We start from the raw sequence: 20015 nt of genomic DNA on the forward strand, positions 1-20015 counted from the left end.
CTGAAATTATTATATGAACATATCAGTAGTTATACCACTACTTAACGAAGAAGAGTCCTTAAAGGAACTATACGATTGGATTGTATCTGTGATGCAATCCAATCAGTTTTCTTATGAAATCCTTTTTATTGATGATGGGAGTACTGACAACTCATGGCAAGTCATTGAAGCACTCTCTAAAAATGACCCGTCAGTAAAAGGCATTCGATTCTTAAAGAATTTTGGTAAATCACAGGCGCTACATGCTGGTTTTGCTCAAACCCAAGGCAACGTGGTCATTACCATGGATGCGGATTTGCAGGATAACCCTGAAGAAATCCCTGAGTTATATGAGATGATAACTAAGGGTGGTTATGATTTGGTGTCTGGCTGGAAAAAGAAACGTTTCGACTCTGTCATCGCTAAAAACCTTCCTTCTAAACTCTTTAACTGGGCGGCTCGTAGAACGTCTGGTGTAAAGTTACACGATTTTAATTGCGGATTAAAAGCGTATCACTCTGATGTGGTAAAGAATATTGATGTTAATGGTGAAATGCACCGTTACATACCTGTTTTAGCCAAAAATGCTGGATTTATTAAAATTGGGGAAAAGATTGTGAAACATCAAGCCAGAAAGTATGGCACTACAAAATTTGGCATGAACCGTTTTATCCATGGCTTTTTGGATTTATTGACCATTTGGTTTGTGTCTCGTTTTGGAAAACGACCCATGCATCTTTTTGGAGCTCTTGGCGTATTGATGTTCATCATTGGATTTGGCTTTGCCATTTACCTGGGTATAGACAAATTATTTTTTAACCCAACAGGAAGACTGATAACGCAACGTCCTCAATTCTTTATTTCTTTAGCAACCATGGTCATCGGCACCCAATTTTTTGTAGCAGGGTTTTTAGGCGAATTGGTTCTTGGTTCTAAGCGTCAACAAAAGCGCTATTTAATTCAAGAAAGTCTTAATACCGCTTAGAAACTTTCCAAATTATTGAATTCAAAACACATCTGAATTTTTCGATTTCCGTATTTTTGTTTTAGCAAAAAATATCACAATGCAAATAGAACCAAAGATTTTAGAGCGTGTCAACTCATGGTTGACCCCAGCATTCGATTCTGAAACCCAAAAAACAATTACCACTCTACGTGATAAAAATCCAAAGGATTTAATAGAAAGTTTTTATAAAGACCTTGACTTTGGAACTGGTGGTATGCGTGGCGTCATGGGTGTTGGTACTAACCGTATCAATAAATATACGCTTGGAAAAAACACACAAGGCTTAAGTAATTACCTAAAGCAACAATTTGGGGGCGAAAATATAAAAGTAGCAATTGCTTATGATTGCAGACATAATAGTAAATCCTTAGCTAAAGTTGTTGCCGATGTGTTTTCTGCCAATGATATTACGGTTTATCTTTTTGAAGATTTAAGAACCACCCCAGAATTGTCCTTTGCCGTTAGACATTTAGACTGCCACTGCGGTATTGTTTTAACAGCATCTCATAACCCACCTGAATATAATGGTTACAAGGTGTATTGGCAAGACGGTGGGCAGTTAGTACCACCTCATGATGGAGAAGTGATTAAAGAAATTAATAGTTTACAATATTCAGATATAAAATTCCAAAGTCAAGAAAACCTTATTAAGTACATCGGTAAAGATGTGGACGATGCCTTTATTAACGCTTCAGTTTTAAATGGAGATATTGGCTTAAAGTTAGATGCAAAAGATGATTTAACCATTGTCTTTACCTCTTTACATGGTACATCAATAACCACTATTCCTGAAACGTTGAAACGCGCCGGATTTAAAAATGTACATGTTGTCGAAGAGCAAGCAGAGCCTGATGGAGACTTTCCTACAGTAGCATCTCCTAATCCTGAAGAACCCGCTGCATTGAAAATGGCCATGGAATTAGCTGAAAAAACCAATGCCGATATTGTTATTGGCACTGACCCTGACAGTGACCGATTAGGTGTCGCCATTAGAGATTTAGACGGCAATCTAAAATTACTGAATGGCAATCAGACCATGGTCGTAATGACAGATTTCTTGCTGAAAAAGTGGAAAGATGAAGGGAAAATTAATGGTAAAGAATTTATTGGTTCTACGATAGTTTCTACACCGATGATGCAACCACTGGCAGATGCTTATGGAGTGGATTATAAAATTGGACTTACAGGTTTTAAATGGATTGCCAAAATGATTCTCGATTTTCCAGAATTGGATTTTATCGGAGGTGGTGAAGAAAGTTTTGGGTATATGGTTGGTGACTTTGTAAGAGATAAAGATGCTGTTACCTCTACCCTATTGGCCTGTGAAATTGCAGCTTGGGCAAAACACAATTCCAGCTCCTTCTACAAGTCATTACTTAACTTATATGTAGAACATGGTTTGTATAAAGAGCGCTTAATTTCTTTGACTAAAAAAGGTATTGAAGGAGCTCAAGAAATTAAACAAATGATGATTGACGCCAGAGAAAATCCCTTAAAAGAAGTCAACGGCTCTAAAGTTATCCGTATTGAGGACTATCAGTTATCAGTAGCCAAAGATGTCATAAACAATAAGGAAACTGAAATTACGATTCCAAAATCTAATGTGTTAATTTATTATACTGAAGATGGTAGCAAAATTGCATTGCGCCCAAGTGGTACTGAGCCGAAGATAAAATTCTATGTGAGTGTAAATACCTCACTTGACAATGTGTCTGCATTTAAACAAACGGAGCAATTATTGGAAGAACGCATTGATGCTATCCTAGCGGATATGAACCTTTAATACATGAATTATTTTAAGCAAATTCTTCGTTTTGCAAAGCCCTACAAAAAGTATGCGGTTTTAAACATCATTTTCAACATTTTCTATGCGCTTTTTAGTGCATTGGCATTTGTGGCATTTATTCCAATGCTCGATGTATTATTTAATGAAGAAAAAGTAGTTGTTACCGCAGAGCCTACATACACTGGTTTTATGCAAATAGGGTCTTATTTAGAAGATTCTTTGTCATACCACATCAACTCCTTAGCCCAAACCGATATTATGGGCGCATTGATGCTGGCCATTACACTTATCATTAGCTTATTTTTCTTGAAGAATATTTGTAACTATTTCGCCATGTATTTCATTACATTCTTAAGAAATGGCGTGCTGAAGGATCTAAGAAATGCTATTTATAAAAAGATTACCAATTTACCAATCGCCTTTTTTTCTGAAAAGCGAAAAGGTGATACTATAGCACGTATTTCAAATGATGTGCAAGAAATCCAGAGTTCATTTTTATCCATTTTAGAATTAATTATTCGTGAACCTCTAACTATACTTTTCACGATTATATTAATGTTTAAAATAAGTACGCAACTCACCTTGTTTGTATTTATCTTTTTACCTATTTCAGGGTTTATTATTTCAAGAATCGGGAAGAGCTTAAAAAAGAAGTCCGATCGTGTTCAAAAAGAACAAGGTCAGTTTTTATCGATTGTTGAAGAAACTTTAGGTGGACTGAAAGTGATTAAAGGTTTTACGGGAGAGTCCACTTTTCAGAAACGATTTGAAGATTCTACGTCTCGCTTTTATAGATTTTCAAACAAATTATTAAACCGTCAAAATTTGGCGTCACCGACCAGTGAGTTCTTAGGAATTGCTGTGATTGGAATTATCTTATGGTTTGGTGGCCGCATGGTATTGGTTGAAAATATTTTAAAGGGCAGTGAGTTTTTGGCGTATTTAGGGTTGGCCTATAACATCCTTACACCAGCAAAGGCGATTAGTAAGGCAAGCTATAGTGTTAAGAAAGGAAATGCTGCCGCAGAACGAGTATTGGAAATTTTGAATACTCCTTCTACTTTAGAAGACAAACCAAATGCTAAAGCAAAAATTGATTTTACGTCATCTATTGACCTAAAAAATATATCCTTTAAATACGAGAACGAATTAGTCCTTAAAAGCTTCTCGTTACAAGTACCAAAAGGAAAAAGTGTTGCATTGGTTGGGCAGTCAGGAAGTGGAAAAAGTACCATTGCCAATTTGGTCACCCGTTTTTATGATGTCAATGAAGGGGCTATTGAGATAGATGGAGAAAATATAAAAGACATTACCAAACAGTCTCTAAGAGGTTTGATGGGGTTGGTAACACAGGACTCTATTTTATTTAATGATACCATAAAAAACAACATTAAATTGGGGAAACCTAATGCAACAGAGGAGGAGATTGTCGAGGCCCTTAAAATTGCCAATGCTTGGGAGTTTGTTGAAGTATTACCAAACGGTATGGATACCAATATTGGAGATTCTGGTAACAAACTTTCTGGTGGTCAAAAACAACGCCTAAGTATTGCCAGAGCTGTACTTAAAAATCCCCCAATTATGATTTTGGATGAAGCCACATCAGCCTTGGACACAGAAAGCGAACGCTTGGTCCAAGATGCATTAGAACGCATGATGAAAAACAGAACGTCTATTGTTATTGCTCACAGATTATCTACTATTCAGAATGCTGATCTTATAGTGGTCATGAATAAAGGTGAAATTGCTGAACAAGGCACACATGTAGAGCTTCTCTCTAAAAATGGTGTTTACAAAAAGCTGGTGGACATGCAGAGCTTTGAATAAATCTAAGTACGGTTCTACAACTTATCAAAATTAAACCCCAACTCAATTCACATTTTAATCGAAAAATTCTTTTTCCGTCTGTTCGAGTGATTTTGAGGCACGAAAAATCGCATCGAGAACTCGTTTAGTAATTAAAATCCTTCTTCTCGATACAAATTTTTCTCATTTCAATCGAAAAATTCACTCGAAGTGACGATTTTTTTAAACTTACAATGGTTAAACCCAATAATATATAAAACGAAAAAGAGCGCATCAAACGACACACCCTTTCTCCTTTTTTACCAGATTTGGGGAAACTGGTAAAGCCATATAGGTTAAGCTGATGTAAACATATAACTAAAATTGTTAGAAAACAAGAAAAATATGCATTTTATCGTGTTTATTTGTATTTAATCGATATAATATATTGTATGTTACTGTTAATCAATTATTTACAAATAACTATATTTTATTGATTAAACTTTTAGTAATTTACTGCGTCTAACTACAGATATATTCATTTTTTGACCGACGAAACTCAATTCATACAGCGCTTACAGAGCCAATCAACAAAAGAAAAAGCTTTTAGTGAATTGATGACACTTTACAAAGAGCGTCTATACTGGCATATCCGTAAAATTGTTATTTCGCATGATGACGCCGATGATGTGCTTCAAAATACATTTATCAAAGTATTTAAGAATATCAATAAGTTTAAGGGAGAAAGTCAATTATTTTCATGGTTATACAGAATAGCAACTAACGAATCCATTACACACATAAACAAGAATGCCAAACGAACTAAAATAAGTTCCGAAGAGCACCATAGAAGCTTAATAAATAGTTTAACTGCGGATGTTTATTTTGAAGGGGATACCATTCAATTAAAATTACAGAAAGCAATTGCCACATTGCCACAAAAGCAACAGTTGGTGTTTAATATGAAGTATTTTGATGACATCAAATACTCAGAAATGTCAAAAATTTTGGACACAAGTGAAGGAGCTTTGAAAGCTTCTTACCATATTGCCGTCAAAAAAATAGAAACCTACCTCACCTCAGAATGAATAAAAAAACAAATAAGAAAAAAATAGACGTGTTCGCCAAAGTTTTATCGAAGGCGAATTAAACCTTTTTCTTTAATTATAGTCTAAAAGACAGATGAAAAAAGAAAATTTAAATATTAAATCAACAGGCTTTAAAGTCCCAAAGAATTATTTTGAGGAATTAGACGACAAAGTGCTTCAAAAAATAAAAACAGAAGCGGTTTTGCCTAAAGCAATAAAACCTGGTTTTAAGGTGCCCGATTCTTATTTCGACACTGTTGACGATACTGTTTTCTCTAAACTAAATAAGGAAAGTAAAGTTATTTCCTTAGTAGATTGGAAGCGAGTATCCGCGCTATCTGGCATAGCAGCAGCACTATTGATATGTGCAGCCATATTTTTTAATACGAATTCGCTTGAGGATGAACTTTCCGTCGATTTGGTTGAAAGTTATTTTGAATCACAAGATTTAGATACTTATGAATTAGCTCAGCTACTATCCGATGCTGATTTTATTTCTGAAGACTTAAATCTAATTGAAACGTCATTTGAAGAAGAAAATATAGAAACCTATCTGTTAGAAAATTCAGATATAGAATATATCATAGAATGAAAAATATAATACTCCTTATCGCAATTGCATCATTCACATTTGGTTTTTCACAAGACCGCCAAGGTATGCGTGATAAAATCAAAGCGCAAAAAATAGCTTTTATAACAGACAAATTAGAATTGACTGTGGAAGAGTCCAAAGAATTTTGGCCTATTTATAATCGATTTGAAGAGACCACAAACAATATCAAAAGAAACGATTTAAAACCCATTAAGAAAAAAATGAAAAGTTCTGAAGAGCTTTCAAATGCTGAAGCTGATGCGCTTTTAAATCAATTTATAGAAGCTGAAAACGAAATGCACACTGCAAAGGTTAAGATGATGAATGACCTTAAAAAGGTGATTTCTTCAGAAAAAATCATTCGTTTAAAAGCTGCAGAGGATGAGTTTAACCGAAAGCTTTTAGAAAGACTAAGGGAATATCGAAAAAACAAATCTAGAAATGATTAACCTATATAAAAGCCTTTCAAACTCTTGAAAGGCTTTTTTTATTTAAAGTTCAACTTCGCTATTCGCTTATTACCTGCAGCATAAGCCACAGAATCATTTAAAAACCGAATAGTGTAAAAGCCTTCATCACTTAGGTGATTCCAGCTATTACCAGCATCGTTGCTATAATCAATGCCTTTAAATCCAATAGCCACCAATTCCTGAGCATCACTATTTGGAACGTATTGCACACAACTTCTATACCCTGGGCCTTTTCCATTGGCAACAACGTGCCAAGTTTTGCCCCCATCTGTAGTTCTTATTTTATTATTTAAAGTGTCATTAGACTTAGTATAGTCTCCTCCAATAGCAAAGCCGTGTTGCTCATCATAAAAGTCAATGGAATACATTCCCCTTGTTTCTTTTCCTTGAATAATAGGAGTTTCAAAAACTTCCCATGTTTCTCCTTTATCAGGCGAATACATCACTCTACTTGCCTTGCCTCCAGTCGCTACCCAAGTATGGTCACCAATAATAGCAATATTAGTGTCACTGGCGGCAAAAGCAGCTTCACCGTCTTTGGCTTTTGGCAAATCATCGCAAGAGAGTTTATTCCAAGTACTGCCTCCGTCTCGTGTAATAATTATACTCATACAATCGTCTGTAGGGTCTCCAATAGCAATGCCCTCGTTATCATTCCAAAAATCTATGGAATCATAAAAAGCTTTTGGATGAGTTTCTTTATAAACCAACTTTAAAGAATCAGAAGCTTTATAAAGTAAAGCAGGACTTCCTATGCTTAAAATAAAGGCTGCCTTATCTGTGACAGCGATTGATCGAATATTTGGGGTAATCGTATCGTGAGTAATTTTATAAGTTTTTAGGGCAGTCTCAGGTAAGCCTTCATCCGGATATTCTCCCCATTTATAATCCTTTCCTCCAATTTCTCCGTTAGATGTTGCAAACCCAAAATTACCTTGATTATCAATTTCTAAGGCTCTTACATTTAATAACGAATCTTGAAGCAATACTTGAATTTCAACTTCAGAAAAGCTTTTTTTTTCAGTAGGGTTTTCAGACTTACACGATATAAACCCCACAAATAATAATACCAGAATAATAAAGCGCATAATTTTGAATTTTTATAAAAATAGAAAAGCCAAACGAATAAATCGATAACCTCATAAAAAATAAACTTTTAACGTACCTTTGCATCCTAATTTTTTTCAATGCGACTACACAGAAACTTATGCTTTGCGGTTATTGATGGTTTACATAAAATCTTCAATGAGAATGAATATGCCGATAAGGTCGTGCAATCTTTATTAAAGCGTGATAAACGCTGGGGCAGTCGAGATCGAGGCTTTATTGCTGAGACGACTTACGAAATCGTTCGCTATAAAAGGCTCTATGCCGAAATAGCTGACGTCAAAGAGCCTTTTGATAGGGATAATTTATGGCGTCTTTTTGCTGTTTGGGCAACCTTAAAAGGCATTTCATTACCAGATTGGAAATACTTTACCGACACCCCAACACGTAAGATTAAAGGGCGATTCGATGAGCTTTCAAAAATTAGAAAAATCAAAGAATCTATCCCAGATTGGATGGATGAGCTCGGGATTTCAGAATTGGGAGAATCCACGTGGTCCAAAGAGGTTGAAAAACAAAATGAACAAGCAGATGTCATCCTAAGGACAAACACCTTAAAAACCAACAAGAAAGATCTGCAACAACGTCTAGCTTCAGAGGATATTGAAACTGATGTTTTACCAGACCATCCTTATGCATTAAAACTAAAAGAGCGTGCTAATGTTTTTAAAACCGAAGCATTTAAGGACGGTTGGTTCGAGGTACAAGATGCTTCATCACAATTAGTGGCTGATTTCTTGGATGTAAAACCAGGCATGAAAGTTGTAGATGTTTGTGCAGGAGCAGGTGGAAAAACTTTGCATTTAGCAGCTTTAATGGAAAATAAGGGTCAGATTTATGCTATGGATATTTACGAAAGTAAATTAAAGAAGTTAAAGATTAGAGCACGGCGAAATGGAGTCCATAACATTGAAATGAAAGTTATTGACTCTACCAAACCCATTAAGAAACTTTATGGCAAAGCAGATCGCTTATTGATTGATGCACCATGTTCTGGTTTGGGAGTTTTACGAAGAAACCCTGATGCCAAGTGGAAATTGCAACCTGAGTTTATAGAAAATATCAAAAAAACACAGGAAGACGTTTTAGAAAACTATTCTAAGATGCTTAAAGATGGAGGGAAAATGGTATATGCGACTTGTTCTGTTTTACCATCAGAAAATGAAAAACAAATTGAAAAATTTTTAAATTCGGAAGCTGGTAAAAGCTTCAAATTGATAAAGGATAAAAAAATATTGGCTCATAAATCTGGGTTTGACGGATTTTATATGGCTTTATTAGAAAAAAATAATAATTAGGTATGAAACAAATTTACGCTTTACTTTTATTTATAACCTCGATTTCTTTTGCCCAGCAACCCTATTATGATGGTTTTGATTTTAGTCAGACTGGAGACGTTCTAAAAAGCAATCTAGGTCAATTAATAGATAATGATGCCAGTACAACTTATACTTACGGCGACGTGAGAGATGATTTTTTAATTATGGAGTTAGATCCTAATGACAATACTGACTCAAATGTATTGCTTACCTACGGTTATGTAAATACTTTAAGCTGCACTTCTGGTCAAACTGACCGCAGAATTAGAGATAAAAATGATTTTGGTGGAAACACATGCGAGTATAACAGAGAGCATGTTTTTGCGAGATCTAATGCAGATCCAACGATGGGAGATGTCAGTAACGGAGATACAGGGATTGCAGCAGATCCACATAACTTAAGGGCTACTGATGTTCAACGCAACGGAGAAAGAGGTAGCAGAAAATTTGGAGAAGACACCAATGACCCTAGTGCATCAGGTGTTTTGGGTAATGGTGATTACTACCCAGGCAATGAATGGAAAGGCGACATAGCGCGCATAATGATGTATATGTACACAAGGTATGGTGATCGTTGTCTGCCGGAACTTAACGCCAATGGTGCTAAACAAGGAACTACAGATATGCTACAAATTTTGTTAGAATGGAATGCTGAAGATCCTGTTTCACCTATTGAAGATGCTAGGAATAATCAATTAGAGATTGTTTACGAAAACAGAAATCCTTTTATTGACAATCCTTACTTAGCTACTGTTATTTGGGGTGGACCTGCCGCTGAAGACCGCTGGGGAACACTCTCTAGCACTTCAAACGAGCTGAATCAATTCAATATTTACCCAAATCCAACACAATCTGATGTTACTGTACAATTAAAATCGCCACAAAGAACAACGATTGAAGTTTATGATATTCTTGGTAAAAAAGTACTTCAAAAAGTCATTTATAATTCAGGAAAAATTGAAACGAGCAGATTAAAGTCAGGGGTCTATATTCTAAAAATAAGGCAGGGCACTTCTGAAGTCAATAAGAGATTGGTAAAACGATAAAAAAAGGAATTCTGAAAAGTGTCATTCTGAATGAAATGAAGAATCTCAATAATAATAAAGCTTTCTAGTTTTGAAAGACAAGATTCTTCGTCCGATCATGATATCTATCGAGATCGGGTCTCTGAATGACAAAATTAAACTTTTAGAATATTACTTTTTTGTTTAAAACCTGTTGAATAACTCTATGATTTGTATGCTTTTTTTAGAGTCTAAATCTCTAAAATCGATTACCTTTGTGTTTTCATTTTTTACAATAAATACAGCATTAAAATGATCCACTTCTTCGGAAACGTAAACAAAACGGTTTTCGCCGTTCAAACAGTAGAAGAACTATCCACCGAAAGCATTTCAAAATTAGTATGGCTATTTGCCGACCAGCCTAAACTAGAACAAGCATCAATCGATGCTTTTTTTGTTGGCCCACGCGCAGCCATGATTACACCTTGGAGTACAAATGCCGTTGAGATTACTCAAAATATGGGCGTTAGTGGAATTTTGAGAATTGAAGAATTCCAAAGTGTTGCTGAAGACTTTAAGGATTACGACCCCATGATTTCAGAAAAATTTAAGGGTCTTAGCCAAGATATTTTTACTATAAATATTCAACCTGAGGATATTTTAAATATTGAAGATATTGCTGCTTACAATCAACAAGAAGGCTTAGCGCTCAGCGACGAAGAAGTTAAGTACTTAGAAGGTGTTTCGGAACGTATTGGCAGACCTTTGACAGACTCAGAAGTTTTTGGGTTTTCTCAGGTAAACTCTGAACACTGTCGCCATAAAATCTTTAACGGAACGTTTATTATTGATGGAGAAGAAAAACCGTCTTCACTTTTCAAACTTATTAAAAAAACATCAGCTGAAAATCCTAACTCTATTGTGTCTGCATACAAGGACAATGTTGCATTTATTGAAGGTCCAAAAGTAGAGCAATTTGCACCAAAGCGTGCTGATATTCCAGATTACTATACTACAGAGGATTTTGAATCTGTGATTTCACTTAAAGCAGAGACTCATAATTTCCCAACAACTGTTGAGCCATTCAACGGTGCCGCAACAGGTTCTGGTGGAGAAATTCGGGATCGTTTAGCGGGTGGAAAAGGATCTTTGCCATTGGCAGGTACAGCGGTTTATATGACCTCATATTCTCGTTTAGAGAAAGATCGTCCTTGGGAAAAAGCATTTGAAGCGCGTAAATGGTTATATCAAACCCCTATGGATATTTTAATTAAAGCATCTAACGGAGCTTCCGACTTTGGTAATAAATTTGGGCAACCTCTCATTTGCGGTTCTGTATTAACGTTTGAACACAAAGAAGACGACTATAAAATAGGTTTTGACAAAGTCATCATGCAAGCTGGTGGTATCGGCTATGGCAAAGCCGACCAAGCCATAAAGGAGACACCAAAAGAAGGTGATAACATTGTGGTATTAGGTGGTGATAATTATCGTATTGGCATGGGTGGTGCAGCCGTGTCTTCAGCAGATACAGGCGAGTTCGATTCTGGTATAGAATTAAATGCTGTACAACGTTCTAATCCAGAAATGCAAAAACGCGCAGCCAATGTCGTTAGAGGCATGGTAGAAAGTGATGAAAATCATATCATTTCAATTCACGATCATGGCGCTGGAGGTCATTTGAATTGCCTGTCGGAATTAATCGAAGATACTGGCGGTAAAATTGATTTAGATAAGTTACCAGTTGGTGACCCTACACTTTCTGATAAAGAGATTATCGGAAACGAATCCCAAGAACGAATGGGCCTTCTAATTGCAGAACAGCATTTTGACACTATGGGAAAAATTGCAGAAAGAGAGCGTTCTCCATATTATGCTGTTGGTAAAGTGACTGACGATAAACGCTTTTGTTTTGAGTCTAACACTAGCGGCAATAAGCCAATGGACCTTGCTCTTATAGATATGTTTGGCAGTTCTCCTAAAACAGTGATGACAGACAAAACAGTAAATCGTCAATACGATGGTATTTTATACGATACTGATAAATTCTACGATTATTTAGACCAAGTATTACAGTTAGAAGCTGTGGCATGTAAGGATTGGTTGACTAACAAAGTTGATCGCTGTGTCGGAGGAAAGGTAGCAAAACAACAATGTACAGGTCCTTTGCAACTCCCTTTAAATAATGTCGCCGTAATGGCACTAGATTATAAAGGAAAGGAAGGAGTAGCTACGTCTATTGGTCATGCTCCAATATCTGGATTAATTAATGCTGCCGCAGGAAGTAAAAATGCGATTACAGAAGCATTGACCAATATTCTTTGGGCTCCATTAAAAGATGGACTAAAAAGTGTTTCTCTTTCCGCCAACTGGATGTGGCCATGTAAAAATGAAGGTGAAGATGCGAGGTTATACGAGGCTGTAGAAGCAGTTTCAGAATTTTCTATCGACCTTGGTATTAACGTACCAACTGGGAAAGACTCCTTATCTATGAAACAAAAATACCCAGATGGAGATGTTATCTCTCCTGGTACGGTAGTAATTTCTGCTGCAGGACACTGTAATTCCATTTCTAAGGTGGTTGAACCTGTTTTGAAAAAGAACAAAGGCAGTATTTATTATATCAATGTTTCCAAAGATGCGTTTGAATTAGGCGGTAGTTCTTTTGCTCAAATCAACAATAAAATTGGAAACGCTACACCAACGGTTAAAGACGCCTCTTACGTTAAGACCGTTTTCAATACAATTCAAAATTTAATAAAAGAAGATAAAATTGTTGCAGGACATGATGTAGCTTCTGGTGGATTGATAACAACCTTATTGGAATTATGTTTTGCCGATGTCAATATTGGCGCTGAATTAGACATAACTTGCCTATCAGAATCTGATTCTTTTAAAGTGTTGTTTTCAGAAAACGCAGGAATTGTTTTTCAGTCTGAAGACGATTCTGTTGAAGGTATTTTGTCGGAAGCAAATATAGAATTCCACAACATTGGTAACGTTACAGACAGTGATGTGCTATCAATTATCAATGGTTCAGATGTATTTACAATGACAGTATCACGATTACGCGATATGTGGTACAAAACATCTTACTTATTAGACCAGAAGCAAACTGCTAATGAATTAGCTACTGCTCGTTTTGAAAACTATAAGTACCAACCATTACACTATAAATTTCCCCAGCATTTTACGGGGAAGCTACCAGAAGTAAGAACTGGCGAGGCAAGACCCAAAGCAGCTATCCTTAGGGAAAAAGGAAGTAATTCTGAGCGCGAAATGGCCAATGCTATGTATTTAGCAGGATTTGATGTTAAAGATGTCCACATGACGGATCTCATTTCTGGACGTGAAGACTTAAAAGACATTCAGTTTTTAGGAGCTGTTGGTGGATTTAGCAACTCTGATGTTCTGGGATCAGCAAAAGGATGGGCAGGTGCTATTAAATATAACGACAGAGCCAATAAAGTCATCAAAGACTTTTTTGAACGAGAAGATACACTTTCAGTAGGTATCTGTAATGGCGCACAACTTTGGATGGAATTAGATTTAGTAAATCCGGAACATGATGTACATGGAAAACTAACATATAATGATTCCCATAAACACGAAAGTGCCTTTACTTCAGTTAAAATCCAAGAGAATAACTCTGTAATGCTCTCCGCTTTAGCAGGGAGTACTTTGGGAGTTTGGATTTCGCATGGTGAAGGTAAATTTAGTTTACCTCTGTCAGAAGACAAATACAACATCGTTGCTAAATATGGGTATGCACAATATCCTGCAAACCCAAATGGTTCGGATTTTAATACAGCAATGCTTTGTGATACAACTGGACGTCATTTAGTGACCATGCCACATATTGAGCGTTCTACATTTCAATGGAATTGGGCACATTATCCTGAAGGTAGAAAAGATGAAGTCTCACCATGGTTAGAAGCTTTTGTTAATGCTAAGAGGTGGATTGAGAAAAATTAATTTCTTCATTAATTACTTAAAGTAAAAACCAATTCAACAAACCCATCGTAATTAACCGTCGTACCTTCGGAAGTTAAAACGTTTCCAATATCTCCTACACGTTGATTTGATAATTGAAATATTATATTTTCACCATCAATTACTCCTTCATCACCTTCTATTTCAACTGAAGAGCCATTATCGTTAACAGAATAACTTGGCACTCCAACATAATCAAAGATTATACAAGATGTTTGTTGAATAGTATTATCAACATCTAATACTAGACTATATTCTAATACAAAAGCAGCTGAACCATCATTAAATGACAACTGGTTAGCGTTGATACATTCGACAGGCTCCTCTAATAAAAGATTAGTGGAAAATTCTCCATCATCGTTGAGATCTGCAGGAATAGCAATATTAAATTCAGTAAGGTTATAAGTACGACCTTCTAAAACACTATTTGGAGCGTTGTCATCTGAGGAGCAAGAACAACAGATTATAATAAGCATCAAGTATGGAGCAATAGTTTTCATTAATCAATTTTTTCTAAAATTAGCAATAACAAGTTTAGTCTTGCAAACATTAGTTAAATAATATGATATAATTATAATTTTCCTATTTTCGCAAATATTCCATTCAATTTTTGAAGATTTAGTTATGACAGAGGTTACAAGACTTTTTGATTTTCCCTATTACCAATTAAAAAATAATCCATCCAATTCAACATTTGTAACCAAATATGACGGAAAATGGACTCCCATCTCTACCCAAGAGTATGTCGATAAAGCAAATGCCGTAAGTCGAGCGCTATTGAAACTTGGAATTAAAAAGAATGATAAAATTGCCGTTATATCCTCTACAAACCGAACAGAATGGAATATTATGGATATTGGCATTCTTCAAACAGGTGCTCAAAACATCCCCATCTATCCTACAATTTGTGCCGAAGATTATGAGTATGTCTTAAACCACAGTGAATCTATTTATTGTTTTGTTTCGGACGAAGAGGTACTGGCGAAAGTCAATGCGATAAAATCTAAAACACAGCTCAAAGAAGTCTATTCTTTTAATCATATTGAAGGCTGTAAACACTATTCGGAATTATTTGAATTAGGTAAGGATGAATCCAATCAACCTGATGTTGAAACTAGAAAAAATGCAGTAAAGCCTCATGACTTGGCTACTATTATCTACACCTCTGGCACAACAGGAAAACCAAAAGGTGTGATGCTTTCGCATTGGAACATCACAAGTAATGCCTTAGATAGTGTGGATAGGCTTCCTGTTAAAGGAAATGATGTAAGAATATTGAGTTTTCTTCCGATATGCCACATTTTTGAGCGCGTTTTAATTTATATCTACCAGTACGCTGGTGTTAATATCTATTTTGCTGAAGGATTAGATAAAATTGGTGACAACGCCAAGGAAATTAATCCTCATTTAATGAGTGTAGTACCAAGGCTGCTAGAGAAGGTTTATGATAAGATTATGCTAAAAGCCGAGGATCTATCAGGTATAAAGAAGAAATTATTCTTTTGGGCCGTTGAACTTGGTGAAGAGTGGGAACCTTATGGAGCAAATGGTGCTTGGTATGAATTTAAATTAAGTATTGCAAGAAAATTAATATTCAGTAAATGGAAAGCTGCTCTTGGTGGCGAATTGCACACCATGGTTTCGGGTAGTGCTGCTTTACAGCCACGGTTATCCCGAATTTTCTGTGCTGCTGGGATGCAGGTCATGGAAGGTTATGGATTGACTGAGACCTCACCAGTTGTTTCTGTTGGAAAGTATGACAACCATATGTTCAGAGTAGGCTCAGTAGGAAAAGCCATTCCTAATGTAGAAATTAAGATTGCAGACGATGGTGAAATTTTGATAAAAGGCCCTAATGTAATGATGGGTTATTACAAAGACCCAGAAAAAACGGCAGAAGTGATGTCTGGTGATTATTTCCACACTGGTGATAAAGGTGAAGTTGACGCTGATGGGTTTTTGAAAATTACAGGACGTAAAAAAGAAATGTTCAAAACCTCTGGTGGAAAATACATCATCCCTACCCTATTAGAAAACGAACTAAAACAGTCACGATTCATAGAACAAGTTATGGTCGTTGGAGAAGGTGAGAAAATGCCTGGAGCCATAATTCAGCCAAATTTTGAATACATAAGGGATTGGATAGAACATAAAGGCAAAGACATCGGCAACTCTGAAACTGAGATTGCCACTTCAGAAATTATTATTAAACGTATTCAAAAGGAAGTGGATAAATGCAATAGTCATTTTGGTAAGTGGGAACAAATTAAGCGCTTTGAGCTGACCCCAGAAGCATGGACTATAGATGCAGGTCATTTAACCCCTACTATGAAAATGAAACGATCTGTGGTCTTAGATATGTACCAGGATCTTTATGATAAAATCTATCGTCAGTAGTACTATATTTACTATTTTTTGTGTTTTAATATGAATGATTCATATTTATAATGTTAAAATATTATATATTTAACATCACTAACTAATACAATCTTTTTTATGAACACAAAAACTTTTATTGTCGCTGGCATCGTCGGCGGTATTGTTAACTGGTTACTGGGCTGGTTATTTTATGGTATTTTACTGGCAGATTTCTTCCCTCAACCAGAAGAATCTACACAGATGATGGTATTTATCTTGCTAGGGTGTTTAACATACGGTTTATTCCTATCCTACATTTATAACCGGTGGGCACAAATTTCAACCGCAGCAACAGGCGCCAAAGCTGGTGCCGTGATCGGCTTGTTTATGAGCATATTTTACAATTGCTTTAATATGGCTATGACACCAGAAATGACTTATGAAATGTTTGGAGTCGATGTCATTGTTACTATCATAATGACTGCTATTACAGGCGCCGTTATTGGTGCTATTAGCGGTAAAATGGCATAAAAAGACCATCTTAAAAATTTAAGCGTTTCAGAAATGGAACGCTTTTTTTATTGTATAAATATTTTTAATAATTTACTATGCACGCATAGTATTTTTTTGTATATTTGACAATCAATTTCATCTCTTATGAAAGACAAAACCATTGATTACGTTTTAAGAACCACCTGGTTAGCCGTTAACAAGATGTATAATGAGGAAGCTTCAAAATTTGAAACTACAATGGCCACAGGATTTGCATTGCTCAGTATAGACCCAGAAAAAGGAACACCTTCCACATCTTTAGGACCTAAAATGGGTATGGAAGCAACAAGCCTTTCCCGAACTTTAAAAACCATGGAAGAGAAAGGGTTAATAGAACGTAAGCCAAATCCCGAAGACGGACGTGGAGTCTTAATTTATTTAACAGAGTTTGGACGAGAGAAAAGAGCATATTCAAGGGAGCGCGTACTAATATTTAATGACGCCATTAAAAATAATGTAGATGAAGAAAAACTACAACACTTCTTTGAAGTGACAGAGGTCATTAATAACATGATTTCTAACAAACAGATTTACAATCAAAAAGAACACATTTTAAAATAAGATGAGTAAACGAAGAATAAACAAAATAGCCATCGTTGGATCAGGTATAATGGGAAGCGGTATCGCTTGTCATTTTGCCAATATTGGAGTTGAAGTACTCCTATTGGATATTGTACCTAGAGAATTAAATGATAAAGAAAAAGCAAAAGGATTAACTCTAGAAGATAAGTCCGTAAGAAACAGGATTGTGAATGAAGCTTTAACTTCAGCCATTAAATCTAAGCCTGCACCACTCTATCACTCTTCTTTTGCGGATAGAATAACAACTGGTAATCTTGAAGATGACATTTCTAAAGTCAAAAATGTCGATTGGATTATGGAGGTTGTCGTTGAAAGACTTGACATAAAAAAACAGGTTTTCGAAAAGCTTGAAAAGCATAGAACACCTGGCACTCTTATTACTTCAAATACCTCTGGTATTCCTATTAAGTTTATGAGTGAGGGACGTTCTGAAGATTTCCAAAAACACTTCTGTGGAACACACTTCTTTAATCCAGCGCGTTATTTAAAGTTGTTTGAAATCATTCCTGGTCCAAAAACAGATGATGCCGTATTAGATTTTCTAAATGAGTATGGTGAGAAATTCCTTGGTAAAACATCAGTTGTTGCTAAAGACACTCCTGCTTTTATAGGGAATAGAATCGGAATATTTAGCATTATGAGTTTATTTCATGCTGTTAAGGATTTAGATTTAACGATTGAGGAAGTTGATAAACTAACTGGTCCAGTCATTGGACGACCGAAGTCAGCCACTTTTAGAACAGTCGATGTTGTTGGGTTAGATACCTTAGTTCACGTGGCAAACGGCATCTACGACAATTGCCCAGATGATGAACGTCATGATTTATTTAAGCTTCCAGACTTCATCAATACTATGATGGAAAACAAATGGTTGGGAAGTAAAACCGGGCAAGGATTCTACAAAAAAGTACGCAAAGATGACGGTTCCTCCGAAATTTTATCATTGGATCTAAACACATTAGACTACAGAGAAAAACAACGTGCTAAGTTTGCAACACTAGAATTGACTAAAACTATAGACAAGGTTGTTGACCGTTTCAAAGTTTTAGTTGGTGGAAAAGATAAAGCAGGTGATTTTTATCGTAAGAGTTTTGCAGCTTTATTTGCTTATGTTTCAAACCGTATTCCTGAAATCACAGACGATTTATACAAAATCGATGATGCCATGAAAGCAGGATTTGGATGGGAACACGGTCCTTTCCAAATTTGGGATGCCATTGGTGTAGAGAAAGGTATCGACATCATGAAAGCTGAAGGTCTAGAACCTAATGCTTGGGTAACAGAAATGCTTGAGTCAGGGAGTTCTTCTTTCTACACAGTCAAGGACGGAGCAACTTACGCCTATGATATCCCTAAAAAATCTCAAGAAAAAATTCCTGGGCAGGATAGCTTTATCATTTTAGATAATATTAGAACATCTAATGAAGTATTTAAAAACTCAGGTGTTGTTGTTGAAGATTTAGGTGATGGTATCCTGAATGTTGAGTTTCAATCAAAAATGAATACCATCGGAGGTGATGTACTCGCAGGGTTAAACAAAGCTATTGACATTGCAGAAAAAGATTTTGCTGGATTGGTTGTTGGTAATCAAGCAGCGAATTTTTCAGTTGGTGCCAACATCGGTATGATTTTTATGATGGCCGCAGAACAAGAGTATGATGAGCTCAATGGCGCCATAAAATATTTCCAGGACACGATGATGCGCATGCGCTACTCTTCCATTCCAACTATAGCCGCACCTCACGGTATGGCGTTAGGTGGAGGTTGTGAGTTATCTATGCACGCTGACAAGGTTGTCGCAGCTGCTGAAACTTATATCGGTCTTGTCGAGTTCGGAGTTGGAGTCATACCTGGCGGTGGTGGTTCTAAAGAAATGGCACTGAGAGCACAAGATACGTTTAGAAAAGGTGATGTAGAGTTAAACGTTTTACAAGAATACTTTCTAACTATTGGTATGGCCAAAGTGGCGACTTCTGCTTATGAAGCGTATGACTTAGGCATTCTTCAAAAAGGAAAGGATATTGTAGTAGTTAATAAAGATAGACAGATTGCCATGGCTAAATCACATGCCGTACTAATGGCAAATGCTGGTTATACACAACCACCAAAACGAAAAGACATTAAGGTTCTTGGAAAACAAGCTTTAGGTATGTTCTTAGTAGGAACGGACTCAATGGAGGCCAGTCACTACATTAGTGAACACGATCAAAAAATTGCAAATAAGTTAGCCTATGTTATGGCTGGTGGCGACTTATCTGAGCCTACACATGTGACGGAGCAATATCTTCTGGATTTAGAACGAGAAGCGTTTTTATCGCTTTGTACCGAAAGAAAGACATTGGAGAGAATTCAACACATGTTAAAAACTGGGAAACCTTTACGTAATTAAAAGCC

Annotated in this window: 15 protein-coding genes; 13 read left to right on the forward strand and 2 right to left on the reverse strand. The window is 36.1% G+C overall.

Annotated features, from left to right (window positions below; genetic code table 11):
- Positions 1 to 13: 13 nt before the first annotated feature.
- The 6 genes from ACFEMA_RS05505 to ACFEMA_RS05530 all read left to right on the forward strand — a co-directional run bounded on the left by ACFEMA_RS05505 (position 14) and on the right by ACFEMA_RS05530 (position 6685).
- Positions 14 to 964 carry a glycosyltransferase family 2 protein gene (locus tag ACFEMA_RS05505; RefSeq protein WP_411767046.1) on the forward strand — a complete coding sequence of 317 codons (951 nt, stop codon included), beginning with the start codon at positions 14 to 16 and terminating at the stop codon, positions 962 to 964.
- A 79-nt stretch (positions 965 to 1043) separates the two neighbouring features.
- Positions 1044 to 2768, forward strand: coding sequence for a phospho-sugar mutase (locus tag ACFEMA_RS05510; protein ID WP_411767047.1), 1725 nt, complete (start codon positions 1044 to 1046; stop codon positions 2766 to 2768).
- A 3-nt stretch (positions 2769 to 2771) separates the two neighbouring features.
- Entirely contained in the window at positions 2772 to 4598 is a 1827-nt protein-coding gene (locus ACFEMA_RS05515; protein ID WP_411767049.1) for an ABC transporter ATP-binding protein, read from the forward strand.
- Positions 4599 to 5101: 503 nt separating this feature from the next.
- Positions 5102 to 5644, forward strand: coding sequence for an RNA polymerase sigma factor (locus ACFEMA_RS05520; protein ID WP_411767051.1), 543 nt, complete (start codon positions 5102 to 5104; stop codon positions 5642 to 5644).
- A gap of 94 nt (positions 5645 to 5738) precedes the next feature.
- Positions 5739 to 6236 carry a hypothetical protein gene (locus tag ACFEMA_RS05525; protein ID WP_411767052.1) on the forward strand — a complete coding sequence of 166 codons (498 nt, stop codon included), beginning with the start codon at positions 5739 to 5741 and terminating at the stop codon, positions 6234 to 6236.
- On the forward strand, positions 6233 to 6685 hold the full coding sequence (locus ACFEMA_RS05530; protein WP_411767053.1) for a hypothetical protein: 453 nt from the start codon (positions 6233 to 6235) through the stop codon (positions 6683 to 6685). The genes ACFEMA_RS05525 and ACFEMA_RS05530 overlap by 4 nt, the downstream gene beginning before the upstream one ends.
- Before the next feature lie 38 nt (positions 6686 to 6723).
- Here ACFEMA_RS05530 and ACFEMA_RS05535 read toward each other — a convergent pair whose 3' ends face one another.
- Positions 6724 to 7794: a WD40/YVTN/BNR-like repeat-containing protein gene (locus tag ACFEMA_RS05535; RefSeq protein ID WP_411767054.1), complete on the reverse strand. Its 1071-nt coding sequence runs from the start codon at positions 7792 to 7794 to the stop codon at positions 6724 to 6726.
- A gap of 99 nt (positions 7795 to 7893) precedes the next feature.
- Between ACFEMA_RS05535 and ACFEMA_RS05540 the strand changes: the two genes are divergently transcribed.
- The 3 genes from ACFEMA_RS05540 (at position 7894) to purL (ending at position 14111) form a co-directional block, all read left to right on the forward strand.
- Positions 7894 to 9111 carry an RsmB/NOP family class I SAM-dependent RNA methyltransferase gene (locus ACFEMA_RS05540; protein WP_411767055.1) on the forward strand — a complete coding sequence of 406 codons (1218 nt, stop codon included), beginning with the start codon at positions 7894 to 7896 and terminating at the stop codon, positions 9109 to 9111.
- A gap of 2 nt (positions 9112 to 9113) precedes the next feature.
- Complete coding sequence (locus tag ACFEMA_RS05545; RefSeq protein WP_411767056.1) at positions 9114 to 10178, forward strand: endonuclease; 1065 nt, start codon at positions 9114 to 9116, stop codon at positions 10176 to 10178.
- Between the two features lie 270 nt (positions 10179 to 10448).
- A complete protein-coding gene (purL, locus tag ACFEMA_RS05550; protein WP_411767057.1) occupies positions 10449 to 14111 on the forward strand; it encodes a phosphoribosylformylglycinamidine synthase in 3663 nt (1220 codons plus the stop codon).
- 8 nt (positions 14112 to 14119) lie between these two features.
- Here the strand turns inward: purL and ACFEMA_RS05555 are convergent, their stop codons facing one another.
- Complete coding sequence (locus ACFEMA_RS05555; RefSeq protein WP_411767059.1) at positions 14120 to 14629, reverse strand: hypothetical protein; 510 nt, start codon at positions 14627 to 14629, stop codon at positions 14120 to 14122.
- Between the two features lie 124 nt (positions 14630 to 14753).
- Here ACFEMA_RS05555 and ACFEMA_RS05560 point away from each other — a divergent pair, with 124 nt between their 5' ends.
- The 4 genes from ACFEMA_RS05560 (at position 14754) to ACFEMA_RS05575 (ending at position 20010) form a co-directional block, all read left to right on the forward strand.
- On the forward strand, positions 14754 to 16526 hold the full coding sequence (locus ACFEMA_RS05560) for an AMP-dependent synthetase/ligase (RefSeq protein ID WP_411767060.1): 1773 nt from the start codon (positions 14754 to 14756) through the stop codon (positions 16524 to 16526).
- A 99-nt stretch (positions 16527 to 16625) separates the two neighbouring features.
- Positions 16626 to 17018 (forward strand): hypothetical protein, encoded by a 393-nt coding sequence (locus ACFEMA_RS05565; RefSeq protein WP_411767062.1) that lies wholly within the window; start codon positions 16626 to 16628, stop codon positions 17016 to 17018.
- Between the two features lie 126 nt (positions 17019 to 17144).
- Entirely contained in the window at positions 17145 to 17600 is a 456-nt protein-coding gene (locus tag ACFEMA_RS05570; protein WP_411767063.1) for a MarR family winged helix-turn-helix transcriptional regulator, read from the forward strand.
- Between the two features lies 1 nt (position 17601).
- Entirely contained in the window at positions 17602 to 20010 is a 2409-nt protein-coding gene (locus ACFEMA_RS05575; RefSeq protein WP_411767064.1) for a 3-hydroxyacyl-CoA dehydrogenase NAD-binding domain-containing protein, read from the forward strand.
- Positions 20011 to 20015: the final 5 nt, after the last annotated feature.

The organism is Winogradskyella sp. A3E31, from assembly GCF_046720935.1.
Classification (GTDB): domain Bacteria; phylum Bacteroidota; class Bacteroidia; order Flavobacteriales; family Flavobacteriaceae; genus Winogradskyella.

Coding starts and splice junctions, on each gene's coding strand:
- ACFEMA_RS05505 (WP_411767046.1), top strand. CDS start 14: ATGAACATATCAGTAGTTATACCACTACTTAACGAAGAAGAGTCCTTA.
- ACFEMA_RS05510 (WP_411767047.1), top strand. CDS start 1,044: ATGCAAATAGAACCAAAGATTTTAGAGCGTGTCAACTCATGGTTGACC.
- ACFEMA_RS05515 (WP_411767049.1), top strand. CDS start 2,772: ATGAATTATTTTAAGCAAATTCTTCGTTTTGCAAAGCCCTACAAAAAG.
- ACFEMA_RS05525 (WP_411767052.1), top strand. CDS start 5,739: ATGAAAAAAGAAAATTTAAATATTAAATCAACAGGCTTTAAAGTCCCA.
- ACFEMA_RS05530 (WP_411767053.1), top strand. CDS start 6,233: ATGAAAAATATAATACTCCTTATCGCAATTGCATCATTCACATTTGGT.
- ACFEMA_RS05535 (WP_411767054.1), bottom strand. CDS start 7,794: ATGCGCTTTATTATTCTGGTATTATTATTTGTGGGGTTTATATCGTGT.
- ACFEMA_RS05540 (WP_411767055.1), top strand. CDS start 7,894: ATGCGACTACACAGAAACTTATGCTTTGCGGTTATTGATGGTTTACAT.
- ACFEMA_RS05545 (WP_411767056.1), top strand. CDS start 9,114: ATGAAACAAATTTACGCTTTACTTTTATTTATAACCTCGATTTCTTTT.
- purL (WP_411767057.1), top strand. CDS start 10,449: ATGATCCACTTCTTCGGAAACGTAAACAAAACGGTTTTCGCCGTTCAA.
- ACFEMA_RS05555 (WP_411767059.1), bottom strand. CDS start 14,629: ATGAAAACTATTGCTCCATACTTGATGCTTATTATAATCTGTTGTTCT.
- ACFEMA_RS05560 (WP_411767060.1), top strand. CDS start 14,754: ATGACAGAGGTTACAAGACTTTTTGATTTTCCCTATTACCAATTAAAA.
- ACFEMA_RS05565 (WP_411767062.1), top strand. CDS start 16,626: ATGAACACAAAAACTTTTATTGTCGCTGGCATCGTCGGCGGTATTGTT.
- ACFEMA_RS05570 (WP_411767063.1), top strand. CDS start 17,145: ATGAAAGACAAAACCATTGATTACGTTTTAAGAACCACCTGGTTAGCC.
- ACFEMA_RS05575 (WP_411767064.1), top strand. CDS start 17,602: ATGAGTAAACGAAGAATAAACAAAATAGCCATCGTTGGATCAGGTATA.